The sequence below is a fragment of the Silvimonas iriomotensis genome, from assembly GCF_014645535.1.
GTDB lineage: Bacteria > Pseudomonadota > Gammaproteobacteria > Burkholderiales > Chitinibacteraceae > Silvimonas > Silvimonas iriomotensis.
On record NZ_BMLX01000004.1, the window covers coordinates 204,944 to 226,067 of the forward strand.

Annotated in this window: 15 protein-coding genes and 2 riboswitches; of the genes, 2 read left to right on the top strand and 13 right to left on the bottom strand. The window is 61.9% G+C overall.

Annotated elements, in window-relative coordinates; translation table 11 throughout:
• Nucleotides 1–17: 17 nt before the first annotated feature.
• The 3 genes from ssuE to IEX57_RS15480 form a co-directional block, all read right to left on the bottom strand.
• Nucleotides 18–611: an NADPH-dependent FMN reductase gene (gene ssuE / locus IEX57_RS15470; RefSeq protein ID WP_188705250.1), complete on the bottom strand. Its 594-nt coding sequence runs from the start codon at nucleotides 609–611 to the stop codon at nucleotides 18–20.
• 237 nt (nucleotides 612–848) lie between these two features.
• On the bottom strand, nucleotides 849–2,129 hold the full coding sequence (locus IEX57_RS15475; protein ID WP_188705251.1) for a voltage-gated chloride channel family protein: 1,281 nt from the start codon (nucleotides 2,127–2,129) through the stop codon (nucleotides 849–851).
• Between the two features lie 72 nt (nucleotides 2,130–2,201).
• Nucleotides 2,202–2,274, bottom strand: a riboswitch (Fluoride riboswitch).
• 27 nt (nucleotides 2,275–2,301) lie between these two features.
• The gene (locus IEX57_RS15480) at nucleotides 2,302–3,222 is read right to left on the bottom strand and encodes a LysR family transcriptional regulator (RefSeq protein ID WP_188705252.1); all 921 of its coding nucleotides are present in this window, start codon (nucleotides 3,220–3,222) and stop codon (nucleotides 2,302–2,304) included.
• A 109-nt stretch (nucleotides 3,223–3,331) separates the two neighbouring features.
• On the opposite strand from IEX57_RS15480, the gene IEX57_RS15485 reads away from it, so the two are divergent.
• Entirely contained in the window at nucleotides 3,332–4,348 is a 1,017-nt protein-coding gene (locus IEX57_RS15485) for a bile acid:sodium symporter family protein (RefSeq protein WP_188705253.1), read from the top strand.
• A 6-nt stretch (nucleotides 4,349–4,354) separates the two neighbouring features.
• Here IEX57_RS15485 and IEX57_RS15490 read toward each other — a convergent pair whose 3' ends face one another.
• The 7 genes from IEX57_RS15490 to IEX57_RS15520 all read right to left on the bottom strand — a co-directional run bounded on the left by IEX57_RS15490 (nucleotide 4,355) and on the right by IEX57_RS15520 (nucleotide 13,508).
• A complete protein-coding gene (locus IEX57_RS15490; RefSeq protein ID WP_188705254.1) occupies nucleotides 4,355–5,500 on the bottom strand; it encodes a Gfo/Idh/MocA family protein in 1,146 nt (381 codons plus the stop codon).
• Entirely contained in the window at nucleotides 5,497–6,567 is a 1,071-nt protein-coding gene (locus IEX57_RS15495; protein ID WP_188705255.1) for a sugar phosphate isomerase/epimerase family protein, read from the bottom strand. Before IEX57_RS15495 ends, IEX57_RS15490 begins: the two co-directional genes overlap by 4 nt.
• A gap of 70 nt (nucleotides 6,568–6,637) precedes the next feature.
• Entirely contained in the window at nucleotides 6,638–7,600 is a 963-nt protein-coding gene (locus IEX57_RS15500; protein ID WP_188705256.1) for a substrate-binding domain-containing protein, read from the bottom strand.
• A gap of 90 nt (nucleotides 7,601–7,690) precedes the next feature.
• Nucleotides 7,691–8,692 (bottom strand): ABC transporter permease, encoded by a 1,002-nt coding sequence (locus IEX57_RS15505; protein WP_188705257.1) that lies wholly within the window; start codon nucleotides 8,690–8,692, stop codon nucleotides 7,691–7,693.
• Nucleotides 8,673–10,160, bottom strand: coding sequence for a sugar ABC transporter ATP-binding protein (locus tag IEX57_RS15510; RefSeq protein WP_188705258.1), 1,488 nt, complete (start codon nucleotides 10,158–10,160; stop codon nucleotides 8,673–8,675). The genes IEX57_RS15505 and IEX57_RS15510 overlap by 20 nt, the downstream gene beginning before the upstream one ends.
• A 33-nt stretch (nucleotides 10,161–10,193) precedes the next feature.
• Nucleotides 10,194–11,219, bottom strand: a complete 1,026-nt coding sequence (locus IEX57_RS15515; protein ID WP_188705259.1) for a LacI family DNA-binding transcriptional regulator — start codon at nucleotides 11,217–11,219, stop codon at nucleotides 10,194–10,196.
• A 1,290-nt stretch (nucleotides 11,220–12,509) separates the two neighbouring features.
• Nucleotides 12,510–13,508: a sodium:calcium antiporter gene (locus IEX57_RS15520; RefSeq protein ID WP_188705260.1), complete on the bottom strand. Its 999-nt coding sequence runs from the start codon at nucleotides 13,506–13,508 to the stop codon at nucleotides 12,510–12,512.
• A 2-nt stretch (nucleotides 13,509–13,510) separates the two neighbouring features.
• A riboswitch (yybP-ykoY riboswitch) is annotated at nucleotides 13,511–13,730 on the bottom strand.
• Between the two features lie 107 nt (nucleotides 13,731–13,837).
• Here IEX57_RS15520 and IEX57_RS15525 point away from each other — a divergent pair.
• Nucleotides 13,838–14,968: a Card1-like endonuclease domain-containing protein gene (locus tag IEX57_RS15525; RefSeq protein ID WP_188705261.1), complete on the top strand. Its 1,131-nt coding sequence runs from the start codon at nucleotides 13,838–13,840 to the stop codon at nucleotides 14,966–14,968.
• A gap of 9 nt (nucleotides 14,969–14,977) precedes the next feature.
• Here IEX57_RS15525 and IEX57_RS15530 read toward each other — a convergent pair whose 3' ends face one another.
• Genes IEX57_RS15530 through nfrB form a run of 3 tightly spaced genes read right to left on the bottom strand, consistent with a single transcriptional unit; the run spans nucleotide 14,978 to nucleotide 21,116 of the window.
• Entirely contained in the window at nucleotides 14,978–15,874 is an 897-nt protein-coding gene (locus tag IEX57_RS15530; RefSeq protein WP_188705262.1) for a DUF4434 domain-containing protein, read from the bottom strand.
• Nucleotides 15,874–18,882, bottom strand: coding sequence for an NfrA family protein (locus IEX57_RS15535; RefSeq protein WP_188705263.1), 3,009 nt, complete (start codon nucleotides 18,880–18,882; stop codon nucleotides 15,874–15,876). The genes IEX57_RS15530 and IEX57_RS15535 overlap by 1 nt, the downstream gene beginning before the upstream one ends.
• On the bottom strand, nucleotides 18,879–21,116 hold the full coding sequence (nfrB, locus tag IEX57_RS15540) for a cyclic di-3',5'-guanylate-activated glycosyltransferase NfrB (protein ID WP_188705264.1): 2,238 nt from the start codon (nucleotides 21,114–21,116) through the stop codon (nucleotides 18,879–18,881). The genes IEX57_RS15535 and nfrB overlap by 4 nt, the downstream gene beginning before the upstream one ends.
• Nucleotides 21,117–21,124: the final 8 nt, after the last annotated feature.

Below are 21,124 nucleotides of genomic sequence, written 5' to 3' on the forward strand. Positions count from 1 at the left end.
GTTTTGGTCTGGATCAATTACAGGCTGACTTTGCCCAGGCGCAGTTGCGCGTGCAGGGTGTCAGGGTCGAGCTGGACATGGCCGGGGTTGGGCAAGTGGGCAATGAAGCGGGCCAGTGCCACATGCAGGCGATCGTCGATCTCGGGCGAGAGCTGCAGGATGTCGCCCTCCCAGGTCAGCTCTTTGTCGGTGGCATAGATGCCGCCCAGCACGTGGCGGGCCTTGAGTGCGGTCAGCACCGGCTGCAGGGCGTAATCCACCGCCAGCATGTGCGCCGGGCTGCCGCCGGTGGCCAGCGGCAAGACCACGTGATGCGCCAGCGCACGCTCTGGGAGCACATCAAGCACGACTTTGAGCGCACCGCTGTACGCTGCCTTGTAGACCGGGGTACTCACCAGCACGCCATCAGCGCTGGAAATGGCGTCTTGCAGACGGGCAATGGCGGGGTGATCAAACTGCGCGTAGAGCAGCGCATCCGCCGGGAAATCAGCCAGCGAAAAAGACTGGATGGTGATGCCTTGCTGCACCAGCACCTGCGCGGCGCGGTTCAACAGCCCCTGAGAGCGGGAACGCGCACTGGGACTACCGGAAAGAGTCACGACCACGGGCATTTAAATTCCTTTTCGAGCTATCAGGTTGGTTTGATGTGTCGATTCGGGAATTTAAAGCGCTATCCTTATTTCTACAAAGACTTTCGGATGTTCTTTTTATTCTATATTGAGATATAGAAGAATGTGGTTATAAGGAAATCGCATCAAGCGGTGATAGGGCGATACGCGAATGCAGACATAAAAAAACCGGCCGCTGCGCCATGGCAGCTGGCCGGTTGTATCCGGTACGCAGGGTGGTCAGTCTTTAGGATCGGCATCCGGCGCTGGCAAAGTGTGCCGGTGCCGCCACTTGCCATCGCCCTGGCGTTGGGCTTTGTAAATACCGGTGTTGCCAGAGAACAACCAGCTCATGACACACGCCGCTGCCGCGTATACGCCGATCTCGCCGCCGAACAGTTCGACTGCCATCACCGCAGAGGCAATCGGCGTATTGGCCGCACCGGCAAATACCGCCACCAGCCCGAGCGCGGCGAACAGGCCAATCGGCATGTGCATGAGCGGGGCCAGCACGTTGCCCAGCGTGGCACCGACAAAGAACAGCGGTGTGACTTCGCCGCCCTTGAAGCCACTGGCCAGCGACCAGACGGTGGCGGCGCCTTTGGCCAGAAAATCCCACGGCAGGATCGGGTGCTGGAAGGATTCAACAATCACCGGTACGCCCAGACCCAGATAGCGGTCGGCGTGGGTGGCCCACATGACCAGCGCGAACGTGGCGCCGCCGGCCAGGGCGCGCATGGGCGAGTAGGGGAAAACGTGTTTCAGTGCTGCAGTCAGCGCATGCGTGCTGCGCGCAAAGGCCATGCCTGCCAGGCCAAACAGCGCCCCGGCAATCAAGGTGGCAGTCAGTGTCCACACCGACAGCGCCGGGATGACGCCCGCGACGTAATGGGTATGGTGCGCGCCCCACAACAGGCACACCTGGTCGGCGGCAACGGCGGCAATCAGGCAGGGGAACAAGGCTTCATAGCGCAAGCGGCCGATGGCTAGTACTTCCAGCCCGAACAGTGCGCCGGCCAGCGGCACGCCAAAAATAGAGGCAAAACCCGCCGACAAGCCACTCATCAACAAGATGCGGCGGTTTTCCTGGGTGAGCCTGAACACGCGGGTGAGCTGGTCGGCCAGTGCGCCGCCCATTTGCACCGCCGTGCCTTCACGCCCTACTGATGCGCCAAACAAGTGAGAGACCAGCGTGCCGCCCAGCACAAAGGGCGCCATGCGCAGCGGAATCATCTTCTTTGGGTCGTGGATCTCGTCGATCAGCAGGTTATTGCCCGCTTCCACGCTGGTGCCGTACTTCAGGTAAATCCAGGCCACCGCAAAACCGGCGAGGGGCAACAAAGCCAGCAACCAGGGGTGGGCCAGGCGGGTGTTGGTGCATTGATCCAGTGCCCACAAAAAGAAGGCAGAGGCGCTGCCACTGAGTGCGCCAACCACGATGGCCAGCACAATCCAGCTGGCGCAATAAAACAGCAAGCCGCGCAGCTCAAGGGCAAAGTGTTTGAAAAGATGGGGTTTCATCTGGGAATCCGGACTCATATTGTTCTAGCTATGTCCCGGATGGATAGGCGTGCCTGTCTTGGTCCTCCCGGGACTCCAACAGGCATCATCAGCCCCGCAGCGACGGCCGGGCGGTTCAGGGAGGCATGCCATCTCCCGTGGGGGCCAGTATAACGAGCACACCGTCATTTCTTCAACGCCCGGCCTGGTTTTCCTGCGCCGGATACAACGCGCTGGCCATCTGCCGGACCAATTGCCACACCACCTGCGCAGCGGGCGAGAGCGAGCGGTTGCGCCGTCTGGCCAGCATGATCTGGCGCGTGACTTGCGGCACCAGCGGCCGCACAGCCAGGCCGGAATCCGCCGGCAGCGGCAGGGCCAGCCGCGGCATCACGGCAATGCCGATGCCGGTTTGCAGCATATGAAACACCGTGGTCGGGTGGCCCAGTTCCTGCACCACTTCGCAGGTCACGTCTTGCCGCGCCAGTGCCTGATCGATCAGCGGGCGGCTACCCGAGGCGTAATCCAGCAGCACCAGCTTTTGCCGTTCCAGGTCTTGCCAGTGCACGCTGGTGCGGGCCGCCAGCGGGTGGTTCTGCGGCAGGATCAGGCAGAACGGGTCTTCCATGATGGATTCGGTATGCAATTCATCGACCTGCTGCGGTTCGACAATCACGCCAAAATCCACGTCGCCATTGAGCACGCTGATGATGTTGGCCCGTTGCACCTGGTCGTGCAGCACCAGCGAAATTTGCGGATAACGCTGCAGTGACTCGGCCACGCAGGCCGGCATCAGGTTGGCAGAAATCGTCGGGCTGCTGGCCACGCGCACGCGGCCACGGCGTTGTTCACCGACATTGCGGGCCGCTTGCAACGTGGTTTCCAGCTCGTCGAGCAGCCGGCCCACTTCACCCACAAGGCTGGCCCCTTCTGCGGTGAGCTGGACTTCCCGCGTGGTGCGATCGAGCAAACGGATGCCGATCTCGCTTTCCAGCTCGCGGATGCAGCGGCTGACCGCGGGTTGGGTCAGGCCGATCACATCGCCCGCCCGGCTGAAATTGCGGTGTTCCGCGACGGCCAGAAAAACGCGCAACTGGCGCAAAGAAACATTCATACGTTCAAATCATGAATTGATCAGATAAATGAATTTGTAGTGTAACGGTCTTTTTGATTCAATGGCTTCACGATGTCTGATGACTAATGCATAACCTCTGGACCGCATCATGAAACGCCCGCGCTTTTTGCCCGACAACTTCACCCTGGCGCTGATCGCCACCGTGACCCTGGCCAGCTTTTTGCCGGTGCAGGGACACACGGCCGTGGTATTTGGCTGGGTCACCAATTTTGCGATCGGGCTGTTGTTCTTTTTGCACGGCGCCAAACTCTCGCGAGAGGCCGTGATTGCCGGGGCCACGCATTGGCGTTTGCATGCCGTGGTCATGCTCTCGACCTTTGTCATGTTCCCGCTCATTGGCGTGGCGCTCAAACCGCTGCTCTCGCCGCTGGTCACGCCTGATCTGTATCTGGGCATTCTGTTCTTGTGCGCGCTGCCCTCCACCGTGCAATCGTCGATTGCGTTTACCTCCATGGCGCGCGGCAACGTGCCGGCGGCCATTTGCAGCGCTTCGGCATCCAATCTGTTTGGTATTTTCCTCACGCCGGTGATTGTCGGGCTGATGATCAGCGGCACGGGCAAGGCGGGGTTTTCGTTTGATTCGGTGCTGAGCATTGTCGAGCAATTGCTGGTGCCGTTTGTGGCCGGCCAGATCGCCCGCAAGTGGATTGGCAACTGGGTGGACAAGCACAAGGCCATGCTCAAGTACGTGGATCAGGGCTCGATCTTGCTGGTGGTGTACTCCGCGTTCAGCGAGGCCGTGGTGCAAGGCCTGTGGCACAACACGCCTGTGTCTGCGCTGGCGGCGATTGTGGTGATCAATATCGCTCTCCTGGCCGTGGTGCTGTTCCTCACCACCTGGGGCAGCCGCACGCTGGGTTTCAACAAGGAAGACGAAATCACCATCGTGTTCTGCGGCTCTAAAAAGAGCCTGGCCAGCGGGGTGCCGATTGCCAATGTGCTGTTTGCCGGCCATGCGGTCGGGGCCATCGTGCTGCCGCTGATGCTGTTCCACCAGATTCAATTGATGACCTGCGCGGTGCTGGCGCAGCGCTATGCCCGGCGCAAAAGCGACCATGCCGCGCGGCCTGACGGCGCACCGGCTCCGGCACCCGCAACCAGATAAGCCGCGCTAGATCTCCGTCCACTGGCCGTTGGCCTGGCTGCTGGCCAGTACGGCCGCAATAAAACGCATGCCGGCCACGCCGTCATCGACCGTCGTCAGCAACTGGCTGACTTTGGGGACGGGCTGGCTGTTGTTCATGGCGTTGATTTGCAGCGCGGCATCCAGATACAGCTGGGCGAACGCTTCCAGATACCCTTCCGGGTGACCGGGCGGAACGCGGGTGGCATGGCGGGCTTCTTCACTCTCTACCCGGCCGCGCGTTAACTGCTGGGTTGCCCCGCCCAGCGGCGTGTACTCCAGGAAATTGGGGTTTTGCTGGTCAAACGCGATGCCGGCCCGGGTGCCGTAAATGCGCAGGCGCAGCGCGTTTTCTTCGCCCGCCGCCACCTGGCTGGCCCACAACATGCCGCGGGCGCCATTGGCGTAACGCAGCATGGCTTGTACGTGGTCATCCAGTTTGCGGCCAGCGACAAAGGTATGCGCCTCGGCACTCAGGCTGGCCGGGGTCATGCCGCTGACATAGGCCGCCAGGTGATACGCGTGCGTGCCGATATCGCCCAGACAACCTGCCGGCCCCGCGCGCGAAGGGTCGGCCCGCCACAGCGCCTGTTTGTTGTCGGTCAGCTCCAGTGGCTCTGACAACCAGTCTTGCGCGTACTCCACCTGCACCACACGGATATCGCCCAGCGCGCCGCTGGCCACCAGTTGCCGGGCGTGGCGCACCATGGGGTAGCCGGAATACGTATGCGTGAGCGCAAACAGGCGATTTTGCTGGCGGGACAAGGTTTGCAGTGCCAGTGCTTCATCCAGCGAGACCGACAACGGTTTGTCGCAGATCACGTGAATGCCGGCATTGAGAAACGCCGTGGCAACCGGCGCATGCAAATGATTGGGCGTGACGATGGCGACGACGTCGATCCCGTCTTCACGGGCTGCCTCGGCCGTGGCCATGTGCTGGAAATCGGTATAGCTGCGCGCCGGGTCCAGCCCCAGGCTGGTGGCGCTTTGCGTGGCGCGGTCAGGGTCGGATGAGAGCGCACCGGCCACCAGCGTATAACAGTCATCCAGCCGCGCGGCCATGCGGTGTACGGCACCGATGAACGCGCCGTTGCCGCCGCCCACCATGCCCAGTTTCAAACGTGCTTGTGTCATGGGGTGCGTCCTTTGGCAGAGAGCCCCAGCAGGGTATCGAGTTGGGCCTGATCGACGCCGCTGCCGGCAAAGTCGTCAAAAGCGCGGTCGGCCACGCGGATGATGTGCTCGCGGATAAACGCCGCGCCTTCGCGTGCGCCCACTTCCGGGTGCTTCAGGCAGCATTCCCACTCCAGCACCGCCCAGCCGGGGAAGTCGTATTGCGCCATTTTTGAAAAGAGCGCGGTGAAGTCGATCTGCCCGTCGCCCAGTGACCGGAAACGCCCGGCGCGTTCTACCCAGCCGTTGTAACCGCCATAGACGCCCTGGCGGCCATCGGGGCGGAACTCGGCGTCTTTCACATGAAACGCCTTGATGCGCTGGTGATAGATATCCACAAACGCCAGGTAATCGAGCTGTTGCAGCACCATATGGCTGGGGTCGTACAGAATGCTGGCGCGCGGGTGCTGGCCCACGGCATCCAGAAAGCGCTCAAAGGTCACGCCGTCGTGCAGGTCTTCGCCAGGGTGCAGCTCATAGCAGACGTCCACGCCGGCATCGGCAAAGGCATCCAGAATAGGCCGCCAGCGCCGGGCGAGTTCAGCAAACGCGGTTTCCACCAGACCTGCCGGGCGCTGCGGCCACGGGTAAAAATACGGCCAGGCCAGAGCGCCAGAGAACGTCACATGCGCGTTCAGGCCCAGCCGCTGCGAGGCTTTGGCCGCCAGCTTGAGTTGTTCGATTGCCCATTCGGTACGGGCAGCCGGATGACCGCGGACGTGTGCCGCGGCAAAGCCATCAAACAAGGCGTCATAGGCCGGGTGCACGGCGACCAGCTGCCCTTGCAGATGGGTAGAAAGTTCTGAAATCCGGATGCCGTAACCGGCCAGCATGCCGATCATGTCATCGCAATAGGTCTGGCTGGTGGCGGCGGTGGCAAGGTCAATCAGGCGCGGGTCTGCCGGTACCTGAATGGCCTCGTAACCCAGGCTGGACGCCCAGTGCGCCAGGCGCGGCAAGGTATCAAACGGCGCCGCGTCGCCCATGAATTGCGCCAGAAAAATCGCCGGGCCCTTGATGGTTTTCATGATTGGCTGTCCTGAAAATTCAAGAAGGCGCGGGGCCGGCTGGCACCCCGCGCTGCCTGCATCGCCCCGCTCAGAACGGCGAGTTGGGGAAATAGAACTGCTTGGCGTTTTCCTTGGTGATCAGCACCGACGGAATAATGGTGGTGGCCGGCAACCCTTCGCCCTTCAGCCGCGCTTCGGCCGTGAGTTTGACCGCGTCATAGATGAACTTGGGCGAGTACGAGACATCTGCCTGGATCAGCTTGTTGCTGTCGTCCAGAATCGTCTTGACCATGCCTTTGGAGCCCGCACCGCCAAACACGATCTTGATATCGGTGCGCTTGGCCTGGTCGATGGCCTTGAGCACGCCGACGGCCATGTCGTCATCGGCGGCCCAGATGGCGTCGATATTCTTGAAGCGCGTCAGGTAATCCTGGGTGACCTTGAAGGCGTCATCGCGATTCCAGTTGGCGTATTTGGCATCCAGAATCTTGATGTCCGGATACGCCTTGAGCACGCCGCTGAACGCATCAAAGCGCTCGTTATCCAGCGTGGTGGGGATACCGCGCAGTGCCACGACATTGCCCTTGCCATTCAGTTTTTTGGCAATGTACTCGGCCGGCAGTTTGCCAAATGCGGTGTTATCGCCGGCCACGTAGGCATCTTGCGCGCTGGTATCCGTCAGGCCGCGATCAACCACGGTCACGTACACGCCTTTTTTCTTCACCTGCGCCACAGGCTGGGTGAGCGAGGCCGATTCATACGGGAAGATCACCAGCGCATTGATCTTGTTGACCGTCACCAGGTCTTGCAACTGGTTGGCCTGCTCCGGCGCGTTGGCGGCGGTTTTGACGATGATCTTCAAGCCCGGATGCGCTTTCTCAAGGTCTTTTTTGGCCTCATTGGCCCACCACACAATGCCGCCGGTAAAGCCGTGGTCGGCCGTCGGAATGGAAACACCCAGCGTGACCGGGTCCGCCGCGCGGGCCGGAGACGTTATCAAGGTGGCCAGCGCCAGGACACCGGCGCTCAATCCCAGGGTAAAGCGTTTCATGGTGCAGTTACTCCTCATCGCTGGCGCGCGAATGCGCCTTGTTGTCTTGCACAGAGTCGCCATTGCGGCCGGCTTGCGGGCCCTGGCGCGTTAGTCGTTGCGGCGCCCTCTTTGCAGGAACGCCACCACGATAATCACCGCGCCCTGAACAGCCGCATTCAGGTACACGCTGATGATGCTGGTGAGATTGAGAATGTTGTTGATGACCGACAGCAGAATCGCCCCGATCACAGTGCCGATCACCCGGCCCTCGCCGCCCTTGAGCGCGGTGCCGCCGACCACCACTGCGGCAATGGCTTCCAGCTCCCACAACAGGCCCGTGGTGGGGGTGGCCGAGCCCAGGCGCGGCACGTACAGCACGGTGGCGACGCCCACGCACAGACCCAGAAAAATGTAAGTGACGATCTTGACCACATCGACCCGGATGGCGGCGTAGCGCGCCACTTGCTCGTTGGAGCCAATGGCCTGCACATGGCGGCCAAAGGCCGTGCGGTTCAGGATCAGCGCGCCGCCGGCGGCCATGATCAGAAACACCCAGATCGGCACCGGCACGCCCAGCAGGCTGGCGTAGTACACCGGGCCGTACAGATTGTTGAGCGAGTCATCCAGCGTCAGCGCACCGCCATCGGCCAGCCAGGTCAGCACGGCGCGGAAGATGCCCAGCGTGCCCAGCGTGACAATAAAGGGCTCGATCCGCCCCTTGGTGATCAGCAAACCATGCATCAACCCGAACAGCGCGCCCAGGATCAGGGCCAGCACGATTCCCAGCATGACAATCAGCAAGGGCGCCATGCCGCTGCCGGCCAGCTTGTTCATCAGCACGATCATGCTGCCGGCAATCAGCGCCGCCATCGACCCCACCGAAAGATCAATCCCGCCCGAGATGATCACAAACGTCATGCCGACCGCGATGATGCCGATGAACGCCGTGCGCGTGAGCACGTTCATCATGTTGTCGACAGTGGCGAAATCGCGGTTGAGCAGTGTGCCCGCCACGCACAGCAAGATCAGCCCGATCAGCGGCCCGACCGCCTGCAAGCGGGCCAGCCAGCGGGTGGAGCGGCGCGGGGTGTCAGTGAGTGCCGGTTGCATGGGCGATCAGTTCCTCTTCGGTCAGCTGGTCCATCCCCAGCGTGGTTTGCAGCTTGCCCGCGCGCATGACGGCCACGCGGTGACACAGCCCGATCAGCTCAATCAGTTCACTGGAAATCACGATCACGGCACGGCCGGCCTGCGCCAGCGCATGAATCTGGAAGTAAATGTCCCGCTTGGCGCCGACATCCACGCCGCGCGTGGGCTCATCCAGAATGATCACGCGCGGGTCAGGGTGCAGAAACTTGGCCAGCGCCAGTTTTTGCTGGTTGCCGCCCGACAGCGCCCGGGCGCGGGCGTCCAGGTTGCCGGTGCGGATGCCGAACTCGTCTTTGGCGCGCGCCATGGCAGCACGCTCGGCGTTCAGGTCCAGCAAGGGATGCGCGTAATGGTCCAGCATCAGCAGGGTCAGGTTCTGTGCCAGTCCCATGCTCACGTGCAGCCCTTTGCCCTTGCGGTCTTCGCTTAGATAGGTGACACCCAGTTTGACCGCCTGTTGCGGCGTGTTGAGGGTGACGGCCTGGCCGTTCATGTGCACCATCCCGCCCGCACGTTTGCGCAGCCCCAGCAAGCCTTCAAAGGTCTCGGTACGGCCCGCGCCGACCAGCCCCGCAAAGCCCAGAATCTCTCCCGCCCGAACCTGGAACGAGATGTCCTCAGACCAGCCCGGCACGCTCAGGCCGCTCACCGCCAGCGCAACCGGTGCATCGGCTGCCGGCGGGGTTTTGTCGGGGAACATGTCAGACAGCTCGCGTCCGACCATCAGGTTGGCCATTTGCTGGCGGTTCAGACTCTCGGTCGGCGCGCGGGTAATAAAGCGGCCGTCGCGCATCACCACAATCTCATCGGTGATGGCCTCAATCTCATCGAGCTTGTGCGAGATATACACCAGCGTGACGCCATCGGCCTTCAGTTGCCGCATCAAGCCAAACAAGCGCTGCGTCTCCGTCGGCGTGAGCGTGGCGGTGGGTTCATCCATGATCAACACGCGGGCCTGGCGAGAGAGCGCGCGGGCAATTTCCACCAGTTGTTTCTCGGCCACGATCAGATTGCGCACCGGCGTATCGGGGTTGATCACCAGCCCCACTTGCTTGAGGTAATGCGCAGCTTCCTGGCGCATGGCCCGGTCATCAAGCAACCAGCCTTTGCGCTTTTCATGGCCCAGGAAAATATTCTGGGCCACGGTCAGGTGCTCGGCCAGGTTGAACTCCTGGTGGATCAGCACCACGCCTTCACCCTCGGCCTGGCGCGATGATCTGAAATTGACCAGCCGGTCATCAAGGCGGATCTCGCCGGCGCTGGCGTGCTCGTAACCGGAAAGGATCTTCATCAGCGTGGATTTACCCGCGCCGTTCTCGCCCAGCACGCCATAAATGCCCCCCGGCGGCAGCTCAAAGCTCACGCCGTGCAACACCCGTACCGGGCCGAAATCCTTGTAAATGTCATCAAACCGCACCGAAACACTCATGATCGAGCCCGTTCTGGTTGATCTGCGCCGTGACTAGGCCTGACTGCTTTGCCGCACCACCAACTGATGATCCAGCAATAAACCGGGTACTTTCTGCGCTGGCCGGGCCAGCCGCTGCAACAACAGCCGTGCCGCAGTCATGCCCAGTTCACGCATGGGCTGGGCGATGGTGGTAAGCGCCGGCTCCACCTGCGCGGCCAGCGCGATATTGTCGAACCCCACCACGGCCACATCATGCGGCACCCGTTTGCCCGCCGCCCGCAACCCGGCCAGCACCCCGATAGCCAGCGTGTCGGACACCGCAAAAATGGCCGTCGGCGGCGTTGCCCGCTGCATCAACGCCTGGGCCGCGCGGTTGCCGGTGTCGTAATCCAGCCCGGCAACGTTGACGCACCAATCGGCCGCCGGTGTGATGCCTGCGGCGGTCAGGGCATCCAGCCAGCCTTGTTTGCGTTGCCGTGCATACAGCCAGGTTTCATCTGAATTGAGCAGCGCCACGTGGCGGTGGCCCTGCGCCAGCAAATGCGTCACCGCGTCATACGCCGCGCGGCGGTTATCAATACCGACATAAGGCACCGCCACACCGGGATCGAATTCGCAACACGCCACCCAGGGCAGCCCCGGCGAAGCCTTGATCAACGCGTGCTGCACGGTGTCCGGGTCCAGGCAGATGGCGCCATCCGCCCGCCGCCGTTCCAGCAACTCAAAGTAACTTTGCTCCCGGCCGCTATCGGCGCCGGTATCGCACAGCAACACAAAGTAGTTATGCTCCCGCGCCACACTATCGATACCGCGCACGATCTCGGCATAAAACGGGTTGCCGACATCCGGCACCAGGGTCAGCAACAAGCGGCTTTCAGCCGTGCGCAGATTGCGCGCCAGTTCGTTGACGCGATAACCCAGCGCATTGACCGACGCCATCACCTTGTCACGCGTGGCCGGTTTGACGACGGCCTGCCCGTTGAGCACCCGCGATACCGTGGCAACGGATACACCCGCGTGATTTGCCACGGCAGAGATGGAGACGGTCCGGGGCGCATCTGGCGTACGCGGGGGCATGGATTTTTCTGTTGAATGTAATCGATTACATTTCTAGAAGGCGTGGTTGCCGGATACAAGAAGTTTCGATGGTGCGGTGCAAGGGGGAGGGTGTTTTTTTGGGGGGGGCGGGGAGTGGTTTGGATCAGGAGGCTGGTGGCGATTTGCTTGTGACTGCTGCTAAAAACTGAACCTTTGTTAGCGCCTGCGGCGCGGTGTTTTGATACCGGGGGTGCCCGGAGCACGGTACTTTTCTTTGGATCGCCAAAGAAAAGTACCCAAAAGAAAGGCGACCCCTGCGACGGCGCCCTTCGGGTTCCCTGTGCTTCTCGCGAAGTCCGGCTGGCTACGGGAACTCGCTTCGCTCAAACACCCCTCCGCCGCAACCCCGGACTTCGCTGCGATGCTCGGCGCAGTCAAGGGGAGGTACGTCAAAAGCAACCCCAACCCCAACCCCAACCCCAACCCCAACCCCAACCCCAACCCCAACCCCGAAAAGCAACAGCAACAGCCACAGCAAAGGCAAGGGCAAAGGCAAAGGCAAAGGCGGAGTCTACGTGGCGTGCGTTCCGCTGACCCGCCATTCCCGACTTTGGCGTCCCCCTTTTGCGGGCAAGGACGTGAGCGCCAGACGTAGGGTGGAATCGGAGCAGAGCGACAGTCCACTATCGCAGCGGCAGATTGCTTCGCGAATCCACCCTACGCCACGGCCAGCAAGAATGATTGGCTTGCCCTACCACTTCGTTATTCCGGACCTCGGCGGCCCCCTTGGCCGGAATCCAGCTGCGATGCATGCAAGCACCACGGAATCAGCACAAGACGGCAGTGGTAGGCCACCGAAAGCAGCCCGTTGGGCTGCGAACTGGATTCCGGCCTCCGCCGGAATGACGAGTCAGTGGGGTGCGAGTTGGATTTACCGTTGCCGCTACCACTGCCATTTCCGCCACTACTACTGACACCGGGCCTTCGCCAGTGCAGTTGCCGTTGCTTTGGTTTTTGGGGTTTTGCAGTTGCAGGTGGTTTTTGGGGTTGCAGTTGCCTTTGATTTTCCTCCCCCATTAAAGCCAAGCGCCGAAGGAGTGGAGGGAGACCCCAAGCTCCCGACCGACTGAGGGAAGCCCGGAGGGCCGCCAGGCTGGGGTCGCCTTTCTTTGCCTACTTTCTTTGGCGAAGCAAAGAAAGTAGGGTGGGCCCGGCACCCCGGGTATCAAAATGCCTTCAAACCCGCGCCGAAGGCGCTAACAAGCTGTTCAAGGTTTTCTAGCCCAGCCAGTGATGCAACTGGCCTCCCACCCGCCAGCACCCTCACCCTCACCCATAAAAATGCACCCCCACATACACCGCAAACGCCAGATATAACCCCCCCACCATCACCAGCCGGCTGCAATCCACCTGCCCGCGCCGGAAGATGTTCCACAAGAACACAATCGCCGCCGCAGTAATCAGCCCGGATACCAGCAAGGGCGCATCAAACATCCACGGTGTGAAAAAGATCCCCAGCGCGCTGGGAATGGTGGCCTGGATCATCATGGCGCCAGAAATATTGGCCAGCGCCAGACGCTCTTTGCCCTGGCGCACCCAGATCAGTGTATTCATGATTTCCGGCAATTCGGTAGCCACCGGGCTGAGCAACAGCGCGACGATATGCGGGGCGATACCCAGGGCCATGCCGATGGTTTCCAGTTGCGCCACAAAGGTATGCGAGGCCACGGCAATCACGGCCAGCGCCATCAACGATTGCGTCGCCGCCCAGCCCATGCTGGCGTTGTGCGGACGAATCTTCAGTGGCTCCAGCTCTTCCTCTTCCGGTGCGGTGTCGGCGCTGCTGATTTCGCGCCAGACATACAGCGCATAAGCGGCGAGGAACAACACGCCCAGCCATGGCTTGATGGCAAAGGCGACCAGACCCAGCGCGACCTTGAACACAAAGATGGACAGGAACGAGAGCTGGTCGCCCGCCAGGCGCTTGCTGTCGACCTGCACGGTGCGATCCGGCCGGCCCAGGCGGCGGCGGTTCAGCCACAGTGCGCCACCGACCACGGCGTACGCCACGGTCGCCAGCACCAGCGGGCCGCCCATGGCAGCGCCTACGCCAATGTCCCTGGCTTTGTCGGTCTGGCCGAAAACAACAGCGGTAAAGGTCACGGCGCTTTCGGGCAAGGCGGTGCCGAAGGCGGCCAGCACGGTGCCGACGGCGGTGGCGCCCAGCTTCATGTGACGGCCGCACCACTCGATACCGTTCACGAAGTATTCACAGGCCAGATAAATGGCGAGCGCAGAGGCAAAAAACAGGATGATGGTGAGCAGCATGGGAACGAAGCACGGCCGGGCAAGCAAGATAAACCAATGGCGCAACGATACGGCTTGCCCGGCGTGGCAAAGCGCATCGTGGCCAAAGGTCTCGCCGGGCAAACAGGTTGGGCACCTGTTACTGATCACGCCATGAAGCGGGGGCTTCAAGTTTGTTGACGTGACCTCTTCTCAGACAGGCCAGAGCCTGCAGGAAGATGGCTACTCCCCAATGACAACGGAGCGGATTGTACATCGTTTGTCGTATCAGACAAGCCTGTAAGCGACATTCGCCTGATTTGCGATATATGCTACGGCAGCCCCGCAGCCTGCCAAGGACACCCTGCCCGATGCACCGCCATCTGATCGCATTTGCTGACGCGCCCGAACCCGATCTGATCACGCCCGCGCTGGATCAGCGTTTCAAGATCCGCAATGTCACGCTGCTGGCAGATGCCACGCACATTGAACGCGCCAACTACATGGCCAGCGTGTGCCGCGAGGCCAATCTGCATACCTCGGTCATGCCGATTCCGCACGGCTGGCATCCGGAGCCGATCCGCGTGCGGCTGAAGGAAATCATTGCCGGTGGCGAGTTGCCCTACGTGTTCAACCTGTCTGGTGCCAACCCCATCCACAGTGCCATTGCGCATGAAGTGGCTTTGGGCCATCAGGTGCCGGCGTTTGTGGTCAATCCTTCCAGCGACCAGATCCACTGGCTGGCGCACCCGCCGCATGACCTGCCCAGTGACGATGGCAATGTGGAAGACCGCCTCACGCTGGAAAGCTATTTTGCGGTGTACGGCATTGGCATTGTGTCGTGCAGCCGGCGCTTGCACCGGCCCAAGGCGCAGATGGATGCCGCGGCTGATGTGCTGGCGCATTTGTCGGTCGATCACCCGGAGCTGATCAACAAGCTCAACGGCGTGTGTTCCTTGCTGACGGCAGAACACGAAACCCGCTTGCCGATTCCCAACGAGCCCGCGCTGATCTCTGCCCTGCGTGCCACGGGTTTGTGCCAGATCTTGCCGGATTTGCGTTTGCGGCTGGATCAGTTTGATGCCCGCCAGTTTCTGGGCGGTGGCTGGTTTGAATGGTGGTTGCTGCGCCAGGTAGAAACGCTGGTGGGCGATCTGCCCATTCAGGACGCTGCCGCCAGCGTGCGGGTGAGTTTGCCCAACGGGGTATCCAACGAGTTCGATGTGGTCATTTTGTGCAACAACCACCTCTACGTGATTGAAGCCAAAACCATCAACGCCGGTATGGCCGACAAAGGGGTGGGGCTGACCACGCTGTTCAAGCTCGATAGCGTGTCGGGTCTGGGCGGGATGCGGGCAGAGGCCATGCTGGCCAGCCTGTCTTTGCCTACGCTGCGTGAAGCCAGCCGCGCCCAGGCGCAAGAGATCGCCATTGTGGCGGGGGACGAACTGACCAGCGTGCAGGCCCGCCTGCGTGACTGGCTCACGCAGACGGAGTCGTAAGCGGCCCGATCAGTGCGGTAGTGCCGGGTCAATCGACGGCAGATAGCGCAGCGAGAAAAACACGCTATCGCCCTGGCACGGCGCGCGCTGCTGCAACAGCGTGCGTACTTCATCGACCGAACGGCGCTCTGCGGTGAACGCCTCGTCCGTGCCGGTCTGGCGGAAAATCTCGTAAATCACGCCCCGGGCAGCCGGTTTGTCGCACTGGCCCAGCGCCTGCAGGTACACGCCGCGTTCAGCGGCATTGAGCTTGCCGGTGCCCGCGCCGTCCTGCACCCACACTTTCACGCCGCTTTGCTGCGCCACCTGGCCGATCATGGCGGCGAACTGCTGCGGCGCCATATGCCCGGCAAAAAAGCTGCTGGTGTACACCGGTTTGTCGGCCGCTTTGCGTACCTGGCCGGCAGACTGGCTTAGCCAGTGGCTCAGGCTGGTCAGTGCCTCGGCATCGCGCCAGCGCACGTCGTCAATTTCCAGTGGCAGATACCAGCCGCTGATGGCGTCAGCGCGCAGCCGCTTCACCCAGTACTGCGCCAGCTGGGCATCCGCGTGGCTGTGGCTGCGAAAATACGTCTCCAGAATGCGCAGCGGTTGTCGTTGGCGCACAAAAAAGTCCGGATCGCCATTGAGTCCGATCACCAGATTGAGCCCGGCCTTGCGGGCATCGGTCATGCGCTGGGCCAGCCAGTCTTTTTCCTGCGGCGTGGCAAAAGCCTCGCCATTTTGCGTCCATTGCACCACCAGCGTATCGAAACCGGCGTGTTTCACGCTGGCAAACAGGCCCGGCCAGGCCGCGTCCGGCACGCTGTTGTCGCGTGTTTGCGGCTGGTAAAACAAGGCTGTCATGGCGTGGGCCAGGGCCGGCAGACTCAGCAAGGCCAACAGGGCGAGTTTGGCGGCGCGCATCACCACAATCCTCCAAAGGTCAGAAACACGGTGTTGTCTTCGTTCAGATAGGTGTTGAAGGCGTGCTGGAACTCCAGGCCCACGCTGATCTTGCTGGGATAGGCGTCGTAGCGTTTCTCGCCGTACCAGTAGTTCCAGCGCACCCCGGCACCGGCGCGGACATCGCGGCTGTAGGCGTGCTGGTCGATCAGGTTGTACTGGATGTGCGTGTACGGTTCGATCGTCTGGCCGCGCTCGATCTTCTGGTGGTAGCTCACACGGTAGTCTGCGGTGGCGGCGGTGCGTTCCTGATGCAGGTAATACGCGGCATCCAGATACAGGTTCTGTGCCACCCAGCCAGTGCCGGATTCATGCCAGTCGTCGCTGTATTTGCCATCGTTGAAAAGCGAGGCGCTGGCGCGCAGCATGAAGTCAGACACCGTATCGCGGCCCCGATCCAGCGGCGTCTGGTATTCGGCGGCCAGGAAGAACGTCCAGTCGCGCAAGGGCTTCCAGCGGATACCGGTGCCCAGCATGGGCGAGTAGATCGGCAGCGCCTGGTAGCTGTCGTTGTCGTTGCCACTGCCGGCAAACACGCGGGCGTAGGCCTCCAGCGTCTTGCCATCGCGGATGGCCGGATCGCCCAGCCGGTAATCGGCCTCGACTTGCGAGTAACTGCGGTAGGCGTTGCCCGGTTCCGGCGCGTTGGCAATGGAACCGGCGTTGGTGCCGGCAAAGGCGCCAGCAGAGAAACTCCAGCGGCGGCCCAGGTCTTCATGCAGGCGCTTGAAGCCGAACTCCTGATCCAGCTCATCATCACTGCGATCGCCGTACGGAATGGTTTCGTACCAGTCGATCACGTCACGGGCATAGGCGCGCGCGGCGGTGTTATCGACCATGCGCTGGCTGCTGTAGACCAGTTGCTGGGTAATGCCGATATCGTCCGGGTAAGTGGCGCGGGCGTTTTCCAGCGCGACGCGTGAGCGCGGGGCGTCGCCGGCAAACCAGTACGCATAACCCAGCGTCGCTTGCAGGTCCGGGTCGTCCGGCGACAGGACTTCGGCTTTTTTGAGCGATGCCACGGCGTCCTGATATTGCTTGTCGGCACTTTGCAGCGTGGCAAGGCGAGCGTAGTACCGGGCGTCTTCACGGTAGGCAATGGCGCGGTTGAGGGCGTCGCGCTCCTCGGCCGGTGTGACGGCATCTTGCGCGCGCAGCCACCAGTATTCGTCATCAAACACCGCGCCCCGATCCTGGTATTCGTCCAGCCAGGCTTTGGCGGCGGCTTTGCCGTTGGCAGCCAGCGCTGTTGTGGTGGCAGAGATCAACTCTGCCGGCATCAGCTCTGCGGGTTTGATTGATTGCCAGGCCTGCAGGGCGGTGGGGTAATCCTGGCTGGCAAACGCGGCATAGGCCAGCGAACGCCGCGCGTAGACGTCGTCTTCCCGCGCGGCGGCTTGTTCATACGCATACTGCGCCAGGCCCGGTTGATCGGGCATGTAGCAGTTGCCAAGGCGCATCCAGTCGTCATGGTTGTAGCCGGATGAGAGATCGCCCAGCAGTTCATGCACCTTGGCGCAATCCTGCAAGCCGGCAAACACCGCCGCCTGGTGCCCGCGCTGGCCGGGCGTACCCAGCGGGCTGGACAGCGCCGCCCGATCCGATGCGCTGAGCAGCGCCGGGTTGTCATTGACGAGATCGGCCAGCCGTTTGAGCAAGCTACTGCGGCGGGCGGGCTGGGCGTTTTCAAACGGCCAGTTGCTGACCAGCACATGCACCGCTTGCGGTTGGCCGCCGGCGCTGATCAGCTGGTAACTCAGGCTATCGAGCAGAACGGGATCGTTATTGCGTTGATCCAGCAAAGCCAGCGCCTGTTGCTGCGCGATATCTAGCTGATTGGCCTTGATCGAGAGCGCGAAGCGTTCTTGCAACATCTGGTCAGCCGGAATCTGCTCCAGCAAACGCTGGGCGGCGTTGTCGTCGCCCTGGCTGAGTAAGACCGGGATCAGCACCTTGGCCTGTTCTTGCCGGTTGGCAGCATATGCCGGCTTGTAGTCTGCATAAAGACGGCTGTTGTCGGCACGTTGCAGCAGGTTCATCCATTGCCGTTCTTCTTCCAGGGTCTGGAATCTGGGCTGTTTGCCCCCCAGATAACGCGCCAGCGCCGCAGTATCGCCTTTTTGTGCCAGTGCCTGGGCATAGGCCAGTTGATCTCGCGGGCGAGCGGTGCCTGCTTGCGCCAGCAGTTTTTCTGCCTCGCTCAAACGGCCTTGTGCCAGCAGCAGGTTGATCCACTGGCTGCGTTCATTGACCGTGAGCTGTCCGCTGCTGTTCAGGATGGCCAACTGGGCGAGCGCGCGGTCGGTATCGCGCAGAAAAATGGCCCGCTGGACCAGCGCATGACGCAGCGAAATACCCTCTGGCGTGGCGGCAAAGTCGGTGTCATCCAGCTCTTTCTGGGCGTCAGCCAACTTGCCCAGGCGCAGCGCGGCGTTCCCGGCAATGGCTTTGCAGACGGCAGTCTGGTCGGCCTGGCAATCGCCGCCAGCAGGGGCGGGGACCAGCGCGGGTGCAGTCGCTTCTGCCGTGGCGGCCGGTTCAGGTTGGGCTTCGGGCTGGGCTGGCGCTGTTTCAGTCGGTGTTGCAGGGGCCGCCTGGACACCTTGCAGCACGGCCAGCGCTTCGACAATCCGCGCGTCTTGCGGTGCCGCCTGGCGGGCGGTGCGCAGCGTGGTCAAGGCCTGATCGGGCTGACCATTGCGCTCGTAGGCGTCGGCCAGATAAAGCGCCAATGTCGCGTTGTTGGGCGCCAGTTTCAGCGCGGCCTTGAATTCGCCAATGGCGCCAGTCATGTCGCCGCGTTGCTGCAGGCTGAAGGCTTTTTCAAGGTGCGGGTAAATGATGAAGCGGCGGTAGCCGGTGACCTCGCTACCCAGGTCGATACGCTGGGCCGCATCGGGTGCGGCCAGGGCAGGCGCGGCCAGGGCAAGGGCAATGAGGGCGGGTAGAAGTCTGGGTCTGGTTTTCATGCGGCGGCGGAACGGATCTGTTTAAGACTGGAAGCATCCACGCCGGACTCCACCAGCAAGGCGGGCATGGTTGATTGCAATTCATGTTGCAGGTGCAGGGCGTGCTGCAGAACCTCGGCGCTGATCACCCCCTGGCCGACCAGAAACTCGCCCAGGCTCTCTGAGGTGCGTTCGTGGCGCAGCAGCAGGGCTTTGAGTGCCGCTGCATCAATATGCCCCAGCGACATCAGGATCTCGGCAAACAGCACCTGCTGGTGAACATAGTGCTGCCACAGGCGCCGGGCCGGCTCTGCGGTGATCAGGCCCGCGCGCAACACGGCGTCGAGTAATCCGCGGGGGTCTTCCTGGTGATACGGTACGTACCAGTGGCGCAGGCCCACGGTGACTTCGCCGCGCAAGGCCACGACATAACGTACCGGCCGTGACAGCTTGCGCGACAAGGCGGCCAGCGACACCGGGTCGATGTCTGACTCGCTGGCTACGACCAGTTTCCTGCCTTCTTCGCGCAGCGGCAAAATGGCGTAATGCAAGGCCACGCTGGCGGGCACAAGCTTGATCAGCGCCGGTTTGAGTTGCCACGCATCAACCGACTCCACCGCGACATGGCTTTGTTCGGCCACGGCTTCGGCCAGTTGCTCTGCGCTGATCCAGCCGTGATGCACCAGCCAGCTTCCCAGCTTGAGCCCGTCTGCCCGGTGCCGTGGCAGGGCGTCAGCCAGTTGGGCCTCGGTAATGGCGCGCTGTTCAACCAGAATGCTGCCCAGCGGCCGGCGGGCGCGGTTTTCGCCACCCACGCTGGGGAAGTCATGCGTGGTTTTGTCCCAGGCCACGCGGCGCGGATCGCCCTGCGCAATGATCTGTGACAGTGCGCGCCAGTTGGCCAGGAAGTTGATGATGTTGCCCCAGAACAGGCGCGGGATCGCCATCAGCCCCTGGCCAATGCCGTAGTAGCCGGTCACAAAGATGATCCGCTGCAACATGCGGTTGGCCATCAGGAAGAAGTTGATCCACAGCAGCAGCACCAGCCAGCGGTCGCCCTCGAAAATAGAGAGAAAACGGTAGGCATCGGGCCAGTAATGCTGATACAGCCACAAGGCAGAGAGCTGGATCAGGATCAGTGAGGCCAGAAAGCTCACGAAGTTGCTGATGGCGCCCTTGCGGTCGCGCCACAGAAAGTAGTTGAGCGTCATGTTGCTGGTCCAGCCATGGGTCTTGAACCCCTGGTAGACAATGCCGATGATCCAGCGCGACTTTTGCCGCACGGCGGTTGCCAGCGTATCGGGAAAATACTCGCGCACGCAGATCACGGTGGATGAACTGGGCACCTGACCCAGCAAGCGCATGCCAAAGCTCGGCTTTTTGTCTTCCCGCAGCACCGGAAAGCGCACGAAGACTTCTTCCATACCCTTGGCCTTGAGCCGGAAGCCAATGTCGTAGTCTTCGGTCAGGCTCTGCACATCAAAAGCAATGCCGTCGCCTTCGGCCAGCAGGGCAATCACGGCGCGGCGGCTGAAGCAGGTGCCCACGCCAGCGCTGGGCACCTGGCCGGCCACGGCTTCCCGCACCGGCACATCCTTGCCGTGCAGTTCGGCAAATTCATCCAGGTACGAAAGACTGGTGAAGTTGGTCCAGCTGCGTTCAAACGGGTAAACCGGAATCTGGATCAGGTCTTTGCGGCCCACCAGATAATTGAACAGCCGCAATTCCATGTCAGAGATCACGTCTTCGGCGTCGTGCAGGATGAACCCGGCAAATTCAAAACTGGCACGGCGCTCAAACTGCAAGATGGCATCCAGCACGTTGTTCAGGCAGTCAGCCTTGCTGGTCGGGCCGGGCCGGGCGCACACCACTTTATGCACGTTGGGAAAGCGCGCGCAGACTTCGTCCACGTCGCGCTGGGTGTCCGGGTCATTGGGATATGTGCCAACAAAGATGTGGTAGTTCTCGTAATCGAGCGTGGTCGCGGCCAGTTCGGCCATCTTGCCGATCACGCCGGTCTCATGCCAGGCCGGCACCATGATGGCCAGCGGCTTTTCGTCTGGCTCATACAGCGCGGTGTAATCCAGCCGCTGGTGTTCCCGGTAGATGGTGACCCAGCGCCAGAAGCGCCGGCACCAGTAGACCACGTCGATAAACAGGTCATCGATGCCGCTGACCAGCATCATCACGGCCACGGTAATGGCGATCAGTTTCAGGCCGTACAGATACGTGGAAAAGATATCCAGCAATGACATGGTTTACC